General features: G+C 46.5%; 12 protein-coding genes. 8 read left to right on the top strand and 4 right to left on the bottom strand.

The features are described 5' to 3' along the window. Nucleotides 1-15 precede the first annotated feature (15 nt). From typA to J0M30_03390, 3 genes are all read left to right on the top strand, one after another. The gene (typA, locus tag J0M30_03380) at nt 16-1,827 is read left to right on the top strand and encodes a translational GTPase TypA (GenBank protein MBN8666518.1); all 1,812 of its coding nucleotides are present in this window, start codon (nt 16-18) and stop codon (nt 1,825-1,827) included. 91 nt (nt 1,828-1,918) lie between these two features. Further along, the gene (locus tag J0M30_03385) at nt 1,919-2,119 is read left to right on the top strand and encodes a hypothetical protein (protein MBN8666519.1); all 201 of its coding nucleotides are present in this window, start codon (nt 1,919-1,921) and stop codon (nt 2,117-2,119) included. A 173-nt stretch (nt 2,120-2,292) separates the two neighbouring features. Next, nucleotides 2,293-4,704: a zinc-dependent metalloprotease gene (locus J0M30_03390; GenBank protein ID MBN8666520.1), complete on the top strand. Its 2,412-nt coding sequence runs from the start codon at nt 2,293-2,295 to the stop codon at nt 4,702-4,704. Between the two features lie 196 nt (nt 4,705-4,900). Here the strand turns inward: J0M30_03390 and J0M30_03395 are convergent, their stop codons facing one another. Then, a complete protein-coding gene (locus tag J0M30_03395) occupies nt 4,901-5,167 on the bottom strand; it encodes a CDGSH iron-sulfur domain-containing protein (GenBank protein ID MBN8666521.1) in 267 nt (88 codons plus the stop codon). 2 nt (nt 5,168-5,169) lie between these two features. After that, nucleotides 5,170-6,066, bottom strand: a complete 897-nt coding sequence (gene meaB, locus J0M30_03400; GenBank protein MBN8666522.1) for a methylmalonyl Co-A mutase-associated GTPase MeaB — start codon at nt 6,064-6,066, stop codon at nt 5,170-5,172. 177 nt (nt 6,067-6,243) lie between these two features. Here meaB and J0M30_03405 point away from each other — a divergent pair, with 177 nt between their 5' ends. The 3 genes from J0M30_03405 to J0M30_03415 all read left to right on the top strand — a co-directional run bounded on the left by J0M30_03405 (nt 6,244) and on the right by J0M30_03415 (nt 8,730). Beyond that, nucleotides 6,244-7,005: a glycosyltransferase family 2 protein gene (locus J0M30_03405; GenBank protein MBN8666523.1), complete on the top strand. Its 762-nt coding sequence runs from the start codon at nt 6,244-6,246 to the stop codon at nt 7,003-7,005. A 21-nt stretch (nt 7,006-7,026) separates the two neighbouring features. Further along, on the top strand, nt 7,027-7,803 hold the full coding sequence (locus tag J0M30_03410) for a glycosyltransferase family 25 protein (GenBank protein MBN8666524.1): 777 nt from the start codon (nt 7,027-7,029) through the stop codon (nt 7,801-7,803). Nucleotides 7,804-8,088: 285 nt separating this feature from the next. Further along, a complete protein-coding gene (locus J0M30_03415; GenBank protein ID MBN8666525.1) occupies nt 8,089-8,730 on the top strand; it encodes an LON peptidase substrate-binding domain-containing protein in 642 nt (213 codons plus the stop codon). Here J0M30_03415 and J0M30_03420 read toward each other — a convergent pair. Beyond that, on the bottom strand, nt 8,696-9,472 hold the full coding sequence (locus tag J0M30_03420) for a hypothetical protein (protein ID MBN8666526.1): 777 nt from the start codon (nt 9,470-9,472) through the stop codon (nt 8,696-8,698). The two genes, J0M30_03415 and J0M30_03420, sit on opposite strands and share 35 nt — an antisense overlap. Further along, entirely contained in the window at nt 9,472-10,863 is a 1,392-nt protein-coding gene (locus J0M30_03425) for a hypothetical protein (GenBank protein ID MBN8666527.1), read from the bottom strand. Before J0M30_03425 ends, J0M30_03420 begins: the two co-directional genes overlap by 1 nt. Nucleotides 10,864-10,956: 93 nt before the next feature. On the opposite strand from J0M30_03425, the gene J0M30_03430 reads away from it, so the two are divergent. Further along, a complete protein-coding gene (locus tag J0M30_03430; GenBank protein MBN8666528.1) occupies nt 10,957-11,685 on the top strand; it encodes a type III pantothenate kinase in 729 nt (242 codons plus the stop codon). After that, nucleotides 11,678-13,042 carry a hypothetical protein gene (locus J0M30_03435; GenBank protein ID MBN8666529.1) on the top strand — a complete coding sequence of 455 codons (1,365 nt, stop codon included), beginning with the start codon at nt 11,678-11,680 and terminating at the stop codon, nt 13,040-13,042. Before J0M30_03430 ends, J0M30_03435 begins: the two co-directional genes overlap by 8 nt. The last annotated feature ends 4 nt before the right edge of the window (nt 13,043-13,046 follow it).

Here is a 13,046-nt window from a genome sequence, read left to right on the forward strand (position 1 = left end):
CAATTTTTGAGGAGTATGGAAATCAGAAACATAGCCATCATTGCCCACGTTGACCACGGTAAAACTACCCTGGTAGACAAGATCTTACATGCCACTAAGGTGTTCCGGGACAACCAGGAAACCGGTGATCTGATCATGGACAGCAATGACCTGGAGCGTGAACGCGGGATCACCATTTTTAGCAAAAACGCCGCCGTATTATATAAAGGAGTCAAGATCAATGTGATCGACACCCCTGGCCACGCCGACTTTGGCGGGGAAGTGGAAAGGGTGCTCAAAATGGCCGATGGGGTAATCCTGCTCGTGGATGCCTTTGAAGGACCCATGCCACAAACACGGTTTGTGTTGCAAAAAGCCTTGCAACTGAGTCTGCACCCGATCGTTGTGATCAATAAGGTAGACAAACCAAACTGTCGTCCCGATGAAGTACATGATGCCATTTTTGAGCTCTTCTTCAACCTGGATGCCACCGAGGAACAACTGAATTTCCCAACCTATTACGGCTCTGGAAAGAATGGTTGGTTCAACGACTCGTTGACCCAAATTGAAGGAATCGATCCCTTGCTGGATGGTATCCTGCAACATGTACCGCAACCAACTGTCAATGAAGGAAACCTGCAAATGCAGATTACTTCGTTGGATTATTCTTCTTTCCTTGGACGTATCGCCATTGGTAAAGTAAACCGGGGCTCTATCCGGGAAAATCAACCGATCTGCCTGATGCAGGCGGATGGTAAGATCAAGAAGTCACGTGTGAAGGAATTGTATGTGTTTGAAGGAATGGGTAAGAAAAAAGTATCAGAAGTGTTGGCGGGTGACCTCTGTGCGGTAGTAGGACTGGAAGATTTCAATATTGGTGATACCATTGCCGATTTTGAAAACCCCGAAGCCCTGCCCGTTATCAGTGTGGATGAGCCCACGATGAGCATGACCTTTTCCATCAACAACTCACCTTTCTTTGGTAAGGATGGAAAATTTGTTACCAGCCGTCACCTTCGCGACCGATTGCTGAAAGAAACGGAAAAGAACCTGGCCCTGCGGGTGGAAGACACCGACAGTGCCGATAGTTTTCTGGTGTATGGACGCGGTATCCTCCACCTGGGTGTACTTGTGGAAACCATGCGCCGGGAAGGATATGAACTGACCGTGGGTCAACCACAGGTATTGGTAAAGACCATTGATGGTAAGAAATGTGAGCCTTATGAAACCCTGGTCGTGGATGTACCCCAGGAATTCGCCAGTAAGGTAATCGACCTGGTAACCCGTCGCAAGGGCGAAATGCACGTGATGGAAACCAAGGGCGAAATGCAACACCTGGAATTTGATATCCCATCGCGTGGACTGATCGGTCTGCGTACCAATATGCTGACCAACACAGCCGGTGAAGCCGTAATGAACCACCGGTTTAGTGAATACAAACCCTGGAAAGGACCCATCCCTGGCCGGAACAACGGCGTACTGATCGCCAAAGAGCCAGGATCCACCACCGCCTATTCCATCGATAAATTACAAGACCGCGGGTTCTTTTTTGTCGACCCGGGAGAAGATGTATATGCGGGAATGATCATCGGTGAAAACAACAAACCAGGCGATCTGGTTGTTAATCCCAATGAAGGAAAGAAATTGACGAATATGCGCGCGAGTGGCAGCGATGGTACCGTGAGCATACCTCCAAAGCGGCAGATGACCCTGGAAGAGTGTATGGAGTATATTCAGGGCGATGAGTGTATTGAGGTGACACCCAATTTCATCCGGATGCGGAAAGCGGTGCTCAACGAGGAAGAAAGAAAGAAACAAGCCAAGAAACTCGGAGCCGAAGCTCTATAATCATAGCTCTCTGGCGTCATAGCGGTAAAAGCTTTACTGCCATGACGCCAGGAGGCTATAGAACGCTAGAGAGAATAATGTAAATTGTGATATGCTTAGAAGGTTGATTATATCATTTACTTTTCTCCTTTTATCGCTGAGCACCTGGGCGCAGTGTTCCGTTTGTACCCGTACTGCCCAGCAATTGGGCGAAGAACCTGCCAAGGGTTTAAATGCCGGTATCCTCTACCTGGCCGCCTTGCCCCTTACGATCATCGGGGTGGTTTTTTACCAATGGAAGAAAAAGCAGTAGGATTTGTGGGTTTCTCGCAGCGTGCGCAAAGAATTAAGCGAACGCGGCGACTGAACTTCATTCGAAAATAGTAAGGCCGTAGCGCTCGCTTTAAACCTTGCGTTCGCTGCGAGAAACCAATTTTTTATTTCTCCATAATGAAATAGATTTGGTATCAACCAAAATCTACCTGCATGCGCCCACTCCTGCTCCTTTTGCTCATTCTCATATCCGGGATATTGTATTCCCAAGCCCTGCCGACCATTGAAGAAAAGACCAAAGGCCTCGAACGTAAAGATGGGTTTGTTCCTTTTTATTGGGATGAGAACACTGGTAAGTTCTGGTTGGAAATATCGCGACTTGATCAGGATTTTCTTTACCAGCTTTCTCTTCCGGCCGGACTTGGTTCCAACGATATCGGACTTGACCGGGGATTGTTGGGTGGCACACATGTGTTACGCTTTAAGAAAACCGGTCGGAAAATACTGGCTGTTCAACCCAATTTCGATTACCGGGCACTCTCCAATGATCCACGGGAGAAAACGGCTGTGGAGCAATCATTTGCCCAGTCGGTGCTATGGGGATTTACTGTTGAAGCACAAACCGGTGACCGCTGGCTGGTAGATGCCACTGATTTTTTACTGCGTGATGCCATGCTGGTGGCGACCCGGCTAAGGAGAATGCAACAGGGAAACTTCACGTTTGACAAAACACGCTCTGCTTTTTTTCCCGAACGCATCCGCAATTTCCCCCTGAATACAGAAGTGGAAACCACGATCAGTTTTTCCAGCAGTGATGGGTCTGCCGGGGGTTACTTAAGGTCGGTTAGCCCCTCGGATGAGGCGATCACCGTACGTATGCATCATTCCTTTGTGCAATTACCTGATCCTGGCTATACGCCACGGGCATTTGATCCACGTTCGGGATTTATTCCCATTTCCTATTTTGATTACAGTACGCCCGTTTCGGAACCGATCGAGAAGAAATTCATTATCCGGCACCGGTTGGAAAAAAAGGATCCTAATGCTGCAAGAAGTGAGGCAGTTGAACCGATCGTATATTATCTTGATAATGGCACCCCCGAACCTATACGGTCGGCGCTGCTGGATGGCGCAGCCTGGTGGAACCAGGCATTTGAGGCCGCCGGATTTATCAATGCTTTTCAGGTTAAAATGCTGCCCGATAGTGCAGACCCCATGGATATTCGGTATAACATGATCAATTGGGTACACCGTTCTACCAGAGGGTGGAGTTATGGCGCTTCGGTGGTTGACCCGCGTACCGGGGAGATCATCAAAGGACAGGTTACCCTGGGCTCTTTACGGGTTCGCCAGGATTACCTGATCGCTACAGGTTTGCTGGCTCCTTATGAACAAGGTGTTCCTGCCGACGACAAGATGATGAAAATGGCCCTGGCCCGCTTGCGTCAGTTATCGGCGCATGAAGTGGGACATACGATTGGCCTGATGCACAATTATTCTTCGAGTGTGAATGACCGGGCGAGTGTGATGGACTATCCCCATCCACTGGTACGATTGAATGAAAAAGGAGAGATCGATATGAAAAATGCTTACGATGACAAGATCGGAGAATGGGATAAACTGGCCATTCGCTGGGGGTATGGGCAATATCCTGCCGGAACCAATGAAGGCCAGGCGCAACAGGATATGCTTACCAACGCCATTGCCAATGGCTCCACCTTCATCACCGATCGTGATGCACGAGCTCCCGGAGGCCTGCACCCCGATGCACATTTATGGGACAATGGAAAAAGTGCTGTGGTGGAATTAAAGGAGGTAATGAAAGTGCGTAAGAAAGCGCTGGAGCAATTTGGCGAAAAGAATATTCGTCCGGGTACACCCCTTGCCAGTTTGGAAGATGTACTGGTGCCGGTATATTTCTTTCATCGGTATCAATTGGAAGCAGCAACCAAACTTGTGGGAGGGATGCACTATTCTTATGCCCTTCGCGGAGATGGCCAAATTCCTTTACGCCCTTTACCCCGTGCTACCCAACTCGAAGCTTTGCTGGCGACACTTGAAACGATCGACCCTGCTTTGTTGAAGATCCCCGATGCCATTGCCAGTTTAATACCGCCACGGCCTTCCGGATATGATATGGGGCGCGAATTATTCAAAAAGAAGACCGGATTGGCCTTTGATCTATTAAGTCCGGCCGAAACAGCGGCTGATTTTCTATTCTCCTTTTTGTATCACCCTGAACGAATCAACCGACTCGCCGAGCAGGAAGGAATAGCCGGTCAATTAAGTTTAACCGAAACGCTTCGCCTAATTCTGGAAAAGACCTGGAAGGCTACACGCCGTACCGGTCTGGAAGGATTGATACAACAACAAACGGAGCAGGTGGTGCTGACCTATTTATTGTCCTTAAGTATTTCGGAGGAATTGTCATTTCCGGCGCAGGCCATGGTGCAGCAATCATTGACGGAGTTGACTTCTTTTATCAAAACTAAAATGGCTGGGGCAACGGGTGCTTACAAAGCGCATTTACAATTAGCCCTGGAACGTATGAAGGCTCCTGAAAAAGCCAAACCTACGCGGCATGAAGCGATTCCTCCGGGTGCACCGATTGGCTGCGATTTTTAGATTCACCGTGGAGAACGGGAGATTGGATGACAGATGACTGTTGACAGATGACTGATGACTGATGACGGATGACTGAGTCAGGGTTCCGAAGCATCGGGAGGAATACCGGAGTCCCACCATATTACTTCTGTCATCTGTCATCTGTCAACAGTCATCTGTCATCCTACATCCAAACTCTTGTTCTCTGCAGTGAATCCTACAAACTACGATGTGTGCCATCGCAATAAGGGGGAGTCTTTGTCTGTTTGCATTGGCATAACCATACTTCCGTAGGTTCTTCAAATTGTATCTTGATGCTTCTATAGGGCATGCCATCGATCTTCTTGTGTTGCCCATCGCAAAGGGGTTGTTTTTCGCTCAGGCCACAGGTACACCAGGAATATACTTTACCCGGCTCGCATTTCAGGAGGGCCGGTTCTTTTTTATGGCAAACAGGAAAACCTTCATTGGGGATCAGCTCCATGCTTAGTAGTTTTTGATAAAGGAATACAATTGAAATTGCCCGGTGTTTACTTGTTCACGGATTTTTTCTTTTAATAAGGCCTTGTTTATATCCTTCATTCTTTTTTTCTGAATGAGGTGAAAAGCTCTTTCGGCAAGCAGCCAGTATTGGCGGTCATTTTCTTTGGTATGTATCAAATGGGCTTCAATTTTTTCTGCCAGCTCAGCCGTTCCTTCGCGTTGCGTAGCCACTGTTTTTATAACCGGGATCTCTGCATGTGGATCTCCCTGTCCCGGACTGGCCATTAAACGGAGGTTTTTGACAAAAATATCTGCCCCGGGACGGTCGGCTTTATTGACCACAAAGAGATCGGCGATCTCCATCAAACCGGCTTTCATGGTTTGTACTTCATCTCCCGCCTCAGGCACCACTACTACTACGGTAATATCGGCCAGGCCGGCGATCTCAATTTCACTTTGACCCACACCTACGGTTTCCACAATAATATAATCAAATGGAGCGGATTTGAGCAGGTCGGTGATCTCGATGATCTGGGGGTGTAAACCGCCCAAAGAACCCCGGCTGGCAAGGGAACGGATAAAAACAGAAGGATGGTCATACCACTCGCTCATACGGATACGGTCGCCCAATAAGGCACCAAGGTTAAAAGGAGAGGAAGGGTCCACACAAAGGATCGCTACTCTTTTGCCCCTGCGGGTCAGCTCGCCAATCAAGGCGTCGGTGAGGGTGCTTTTGCCGGCACCGGGAGGGCCGGTGATGCCTATGACGGGTACTCGGGAAGGGGGAAGGGATTGAAGGAAGGTTTCGTAACCTTCAAACTCATTTTCTACCAGCGTAATAGCTCTGGCGAGCGATTTTGTGTCTCCTTCCTGGATATGAGCAGCGAGTTTGGTCCACATAAAGTGAGGCAAAGCTAATCAGGAATTTTGGATTCACCACGGATGTTGGATGCTGGATGTTGGTTGTTGGATTAGAGACGTAATGGAGCTGGACTCCGGACTCCCGACCTTGGACCCTTTCATCCAACATCCAACATCCAACCTCCATCCCCCAACGGAAATGTCTATTTTCGCTGCATGGCTCCGCTATCGGTTGTTATCATTTGTAGGAATAATAAAAATGTGCTGGAAAGGACACTTCATTCCCTGCAGGGCCTTACTGATGATGTGTTGGTGTATGATAACGGCAGTACCGATAATTCGCCAACCCTGGCCCGTGATGCTGGAGCGCGGGTGGTAGAAGGGGATTGGCTTGGATTTGGTTCCACCAAGAACAAAGCCAATAGCCTGGCAAAGTATGACTGGATACTGAGCCTGGATGCTGATGAGGCTATTGATGACGATCTCTTTAATAGCCTGAAGCAACTTGATTATGAAAAAAGAGGGGTCGTTTATTACCTGCGCTTTAAAAACTATGTCGGTGATCAATGGTTACGGTATGGTGATTGGGGTTCCGATCACCATATCCGGCTTTTTCATCGCGGGGAGGTGAAATGGAACGATGCAGCCGTGCATGAACAATTGTTGATCCCGGCCGGAATTGCCATAGGGAAATTAACCGGAGCCGTTCTCCATCGCACCACCGAAAGCACCACCGAATACCGGAAAAAAGTGGAGGGTTATGCCCGCATGAGTGCCCATAAATATTTTGAACAAGGGAAAAAACCAACCTGGATAAAATTGTATCTGTCACCGGTTTTTACCTTTATACGTGACTATATTTTTAAACGAGGATTTTTGGATGGGGCAACCGGCTACCAGATCGCGATGATCACAGCCTGGTACACCCGAAGGAAGTACCTGGAGCTTGCGAAATTGAGATCCGGACAGAATCAGTAAATTTATTATAGGCTTAACACCGTGCAATTACCAATCAACATTATCCAAACACTGGAATCTCAGTTTGACAGGATCTATGTCATAACCCTGGAGCGCGCCAAAGAAAGACAGAAGCGGATCCTGCAAAGACTCGAGGGCTTGAACTTTGAATTTTTTTATGGCGTGGATAAGAATGCGCTTACCGAAGAGCGTATTGCGATGGAACAACTTTATGATGATAAGAAGGCACGTCAATTAGACCGCTATGGAAAGGGCATGTTGATCGGGCATATTGCCTGTTCGCTTTCGCATAGGTTATTGTACAAAAAAATTCTTGACGAAGGACATCAGCGTGTATTGATCTTTGAGGATGATATTGTGCCCTTGTATCAGCACCTTTCTCATTTGCCGGAGGCGCTTTCTCAACTGCCAGCAGATTGGGAGTTGATGTATCTTGGATTTGGAAAAAATTATCCGGTAACACCTAAGCTCCGACGCAAACATCAATTTTATTTGGGATTGAGTTATGTGGGGTTGATCCGGATGAAACCGGCCATGGTGCGAAATGCTTTGCCAAGACCTTTTTCGCCTCGCCTGTTACGGGCGGGCAGCCATGACCTCACCCATGCCTATGCGGTAACGCCTGCTGCCTGCAAAAAACTTATTCAGGCACAGACCCCTGTTGTGTTTAATGCCGACCCTTTACTGGCCTATTTGATCATGAAGGGCGAGATCAATGCATTTATCACCGAACCACAATTTTTTACCCAGGAGCAGTTTGTAGAGCAGGGGGCGAAGTCGTATATACATCATTTGTAGGGGGCGGAGGGAGGATGTTGGATGACAGTTGACAGAGGACGGATGACGGAGGGAAGATGTTGGATGATGGATGTTGGATGTTGGATAATGGAGGCTTGCTGTGCGAGACCTCTGTTCTCGCACAGCCGCCCTCCGCCCTCTATTATCCAACATCTTCTCTCTGTCATCCGTCATCCAACATCCAACATCCAACATCCAACATCCTCCCTCCGTCATCTGTCATCTGTCCTCTGTCATCCATCCCCCCCCACTAACTCTCTCAACTTTTGTAAATTAGCAACTCAAATGACCAACTTCATCCCCATATTCCCCCTTGGCCTTGTAGTATATCCTGGTGAGCCGCTGAACCTGCACATTTTTGAACCGAGGTATAAACAGCTTATCAGTGAGTGTTTTGAACAAAAGAAACCATTTGGTATTCCGGCTGTGGTGGATAATCATATGCAGGATTATGGCACCCTGGTGGAGATCACAGAACTATCAAAGGCCTATGAGAACGGGGAGATGGATATCAAGACCAGGGGTCTTCAGGTATTTCGTATCCTGGAAGTGATCAAATCGGTTCCGGATAAATTATACAGCGGTGCCATTGTCAATTATCCCGATAATAGTGATCAGGGAAATATAGATCTGATGCGGAAAGTGATGGTGGGCATTCGCGAATTGCACCGTTTGCTGAATGTCAATAAGGATTTCCCCAAATCAGATGAGGAGTTGAAGACCTACGATGTAGCGCATCATATTGGGCTTTCGCTGAAAGAGGAATATGAGATATTGGGTCTTACAGATGAGTTACACCGACAGGAGTACCTCAAACGACATTTGGCCAAAGTGATACCGATGGTGGCGGAGATGGAGAATTTGAAGGAGAAAATCCGAATGAATGGACATTTTAAAAACCTGAGTGGGTTTCAATTTGATATTTAGTTTTCCATTCTTTTCTGGATCGTATTTCTTTTACTATGCCTACGCCCATCCAAATCGCTGTGAGATTAGTTCGATCTGGTCCTTCTATAAAATTTGTATCAAATGAAATGCGAATGCTTTTATATTGATATCCCACTCTGAAAAATGGACCAAAATGGGTGAATTCACCTTCATATAATTTACCCTGGGTGGGTCCGGAAGCGATTGTGTCCTGTAAATAAACAGAATACCTGGTATTAATATTTGTCAGACCCAGACCAAAGGCTGTAAATAGGGCATGTTCAGTATTTTTTTTGAGAGGAAATTGTCGCTCGATCAACAGCACCAAATCCATTTTCAGATTTTTTTTCTCAGGCCTTCTATCCGGTGATTGGGTGGTAAGGTTTTCGCCCTGCAACCAATGTAAGTGATTATATCTGGCTGCAACCTGAATATTCAAATTCCAATGGGTGGAAATACCTGTTCCTACCTCACCCTGAACAGATAACGTTTTCCAAAATTTCTCATTTTTTGGCAGCCCATTGCTTGAATATCCCCCTCTTGGCACATTTTCAATATCAATAGGAAAAAACCGGTAATTGACCCCTCCTCTAAAGATAAACCTTGAGTTTTGGCCAAGTAGTATTATTGGAGAGAGGAGCAGGTGAAGTAAAAGAATAAGCCCTATAGCACGAATCAAGGTAAAGGAGGCAGCCCTGCCCCCTTTACCTTGGTTGTAAAATATGATCGGATTAAAGGTCATTAATATAGTACCGTGTTAAAGGTAATGTCTTCGTTTGTAACATATCCCGATCCTGCATACGTGGTTGCAGAGGCTAACCATAATGTGTTGGTAAAATAATACCGCGCATAGGGCCAGTGCCAATCAGCATAATTTTTCTCTGCTGATCGATAATACAAATTAAATGACCCGGGATTTGGTTCAAAACTTATAGGACTATCGAGAGAGTATCTAATATCCTGGTTCAATTTTGCCGGCCAGGTATCCCTTTCAAATATTACATATATAAAATGGACAGGATCTATAGAAGGTACTTCATTTTGCCAATTGGTTTGCATGGAGTAATTGACCGTTAGCAAGTCAACATTTTTGATTTTTTTTCTTTTTACCTTTTGAATAAGCTTCCCTAAGTAGTTGCTGTATTGATCTGAGGAGTATTCCATTTTCTCGGCACCAGGAATTCCCTCTCTTCTTCCATTGTGGCATACAAGCTTGGCCCTGATTGAAACCTCTGCGGCGCCGGCAACCCAGGATTCCTTGGGGTCAGCCACTCTCATGTTTTCGATCTTAAAGTTAATTTTATTGTGGTTGAATTCAGGAAAATCTACTCTGGCAGTTGGAGCATCCGTTGGATCATCATCGGGGCCACCACCGGTGCCGCCACCGCCCGTACCGCCTCCACCACCACCGCCACCGCCTCCACCGCCACAAGGCGTTTCATCTGTTACGGGGGGGCACCCGGGAGCACAAGGGTCTAATTCGCAGGGAATAGGCATTCTACCCATTACATTTACTGCTTCATTTATTGAAACTACCCAAACTTCATTTTCATTAGCGTATTCTTCGTCTATATTGCTAACAAAAACTAGTTCACCATTTTCCAACTTGTAACCAGGATAAACATCATCAGGGCTGCCTTCGTCTACCTCAGCATCACCTGTGTAAAATATCATAATCGGATCCTCATCTATTGAAACACTATCAAACCCTGGAACAACTGCATATGTTTGGGTGGTATTGTCTTCTTGGTATTGTAAACGAGGGATGTAAATCTGGGGGTAATAATAATCACCAGCCCGGGCAAAAATATCCAAATGGAGTTGATTACTTGACTCGGGGGATGACATAGACGCTATAACAGGATCTGCAAAAATGTCCTTGATCAACACTTCATATTCCCCATCGAATTTGTTACTAGCCATTTGTCGGATTCTTAGTCGAGCCTCCTTTTTTGATAAGACAGGAGCGATTTCTTTAATAAAGGATTTAAGGCGGGCATTCAGAAATCCAGCATCTGACTGGGGTAATTCGGGTGTTTCAGGGATCGTCATCCGATCATTTTTTTTACACCCAATAACAATGAAAGTAAATACAAAAAATGCAAACAGGAGTTTTGGAATTAACCTTCTCATAGTTTTTGGTTTAGTGGAAAGGAATAGGTTTACATATTAAATATATCTAACGTCAACGCATTATCCAATACCACTTTATGGTATTTTTGGCCTATGGGAATTACATTATGCTTTGATTTTGGTAACACTCGGATGAAAGCCGGCATATTTCATGATGATGTTTTGGCCGAGGTTGTTGTTCTCGAAAATGACGGCGTAGAATTGATTGAGAATCTAATTAATCAATACAAACCCGATAAATCGATCCTTTCCTCCGTTATCAATCATAATCCGGACATAGAAACCACGCTTGCCAGTCGCACCCGTTTTCACCGGCTGAATCATTTGTCAAAACTCCCTTTTACCACACCGGTAGGAAAACCCGAGACGATCGGTGCCGATCGGTTGGCCCTGGCAGCGGCGGCGGTTCACTTTTATTCTGGCAGGCATAACCTGGTGATCGGATTGGGTACCTGTATCACCTATAATTTCATCAATAAGAACCGTGAGTTCATTGGCGGGGCCATCTCCCCGGGCATGGAAATGCGCCTCAAGGCCCTGAACTATTATACCGCCAAACTGCCTTTGGAGAAGGCCGACTGGAATGTACCCCTGGTTGGCTACGATACCCGCACGAATATTTTGACAGGTGTGGTAATGGCCATGGCGATGGAAATAAACGGATTTACAGAGAGTTATGGCGAAAAATTCAGCAACTTTAACGTGCTTTTAACCGGGGGGGATATACCGTTTTTGGCTTCCCATCTGAAAAGTAAGATATTTGCCGACGCTGATTTAATCTTTAAAGGTCTGTATGCGCTTAGTGAAGTTAACAATGCTTAAGAGGATTGCTGTTCTATTACCGTTTGGAGCCTGTTTTTTTTCCACCCTATCTGCCCAGGATAACTCACCTTATTCGCGCTATGGACTGGGAGATGCCTCTCCGCAGAGTAATATTCTCAACCGGGGTATGGGGGGTGTTTCCGCCGCCTATTCAGACCTCTTATATGTGAATTTTCTCAACCCCGCTTCTTATTCTGCCTTCCGTACGAACAAGATCCTGGAAACGGGTGAAACCGTTTCTGGCCGAGTGGTACTGGATGCCGGGATCAATTTTGATAACCGCACCCTGCGCGAGGCAAACCGACCCGATAAATTCACCTCCCCCAATACTTACTTTTCTTACCTCCAGTTGGGCATTCCTCTGAGCAAGAACTGGGGTATGGCCTTTGGGTTAAGACCTATGTCCAAGATCGGTTACCGCCTGCAAACGCAGGAAAGACTGGCTGTGGACAGCGCCGTTACCCAATACCGGGGCGAAGGGGGTGCTTACCAGGCCACTTTTGGGACCGGATTTGCCATCAAGAACTTTAGTATAGGCGCCAACCTGGGCTATTTGTTTGGTAAAAAAGATTATTCCTCCGAAAGGACCCTGATCAATGATACCGTGACCTATGCCCGGGGAAATTTTCAAACAAAAGCTTCTTTTGGAGGGATCTTCCTGAGCGGAGGTCTCCAGCAAAAGTTCATTCTTTCCCGACATGAGAAAACCAAGGCAGAGAAAACAGTACTCCGTCTGGGTGTTTATGGTAATCTGAAGAGGGATCTGAATGCCAACAAAGACTTTTTCCGCGAAACATTTACGCGTGACCTGACCAGTGGATACCTGAAGATCGACAGCGTGTATTCCGAAGACAATGTAAAAGGCAAAATAACCTACCCTGGTACGGTTGGAGCAGGCTTTATTTATGAAGTTTCTCCAACCCCTGAAGATGGTGGATTTCAGTTTGGCGTCGATTATGTAATGACAAAATGGAGTGACTACCGTTTTTACAATACCACCGACCTGGTGCAGGACAGTAAAGAGTTTCGCATCGGGGCACAGATATTACCGCCTATTTACCCCAACCGTTCCTATTGGAAGAATGTTTCTTACCGCGCGGGTATGTTTGTGGGCAATGATAATATCCTGGTTGGGGGCAAGCTTCCCGTATTTGGTATTTCGGGTGGTATCAGTCTGCCGGTACTGGGGCTAAAAGACCCTTCAAGCCGCTATCGCACCCAATTTACTGTGGTCAATCTTTCTTTTGAATACATCAAGCGTGGAAACAATGACAACCTGTTGAAGGAAAACCTGTTCCGCCTTTCTGCCGGTTTCTCCCTGAGTGATAACTGGTTTACCAAAAGAAAATACAACTAATCAA

This window comes from Chitinophagales bacterium (genome assembly GCA_017303415.1).
Taxonomy (GTDB): domain Bacteria; phylum Bacteroidota; class Bacteroidia; order Chitinophagales; family Chitinophagaceae; genus SpSt-398.

Excerpts from the sequence above, each read along its gene's own strand:
- J0M30_03405 (MBN8666523.1), top strand. The coding sequence starts at position 6,244 with ATGGCTCCGCTATCGGTTGTTATCATTTGTAGGAATAATAAAAATGTG.
- J0M30_03395 (MBN8666521.1), bottom strand. The coding sequence starts at position 5,167 with ATGGAGCTGATCCCCAATGAAGGTTTTCCTGTTTGCCATAAAAAAGAA.
- J0M30_03390 (MBN8666520.1), top strand. The coding sequence starts at position 2,293 with ATGCGCCCACTCCTGCTCCTTTTGCTCATTCTCATATCCGGGATATTG.
- J0M30_03425 (MBN8666527.1), bottom strand. The coding sequence starts at position 10,863 with ATGAGAAGGTTAATTCCAAAACTCCTGTTTGCATTTTTTGTATTTACT.
- meaB (MBN8666522.1), bottom strand. The coding sequence starts at position 6,066 with ATGTGGACCAAACTCGCTGCTCATATCCAGGAAGGAGACACAAAATCG.
- J0M30_03430 (MBN8666528.1), top strand. The coding sequence starts at position 10,957 with ATGGGAATTACATTATGCTTTGATTTTGGTAACACTCGGATGAAAGCC.
- typA (MBN8666518.1), top strand. The coding sequence starts at position 16 with ATGGAAATCAGAAACATAGCCATCATTGCCCACGTTGACCACGGTAAA.
- J0M30_03420 (MBN8666526.1), bottom strand. The coding sequence starts at position 9,472 with ATGACCTTTAATCCGATCATATTTTACAACCAAGGTAAAGGGGGCAGG.
- J0M30_03415 (MBN8666525.1), top strand. The coding sequence starts at position 8,089 with ATGACCAACTTCATCCCCATATTCCCCCTTGGCCTTGTAGTATATCCT.
- J0M30_03385 (MBN8666519.1), top strand. The coding sequence starts at position 1,919 with ATGCTTAGAAGGTTGATTATATCATTTACTTTTCTCCTTTTATCGCTG.
- J0M30_03435 (MBN8666529.1), top strand. The coding sequence starts at position 11,678 with ATGCTTAAGAGGATTGCTGTTCTATTACCGTTTGGAGCCTGTTTTTTT.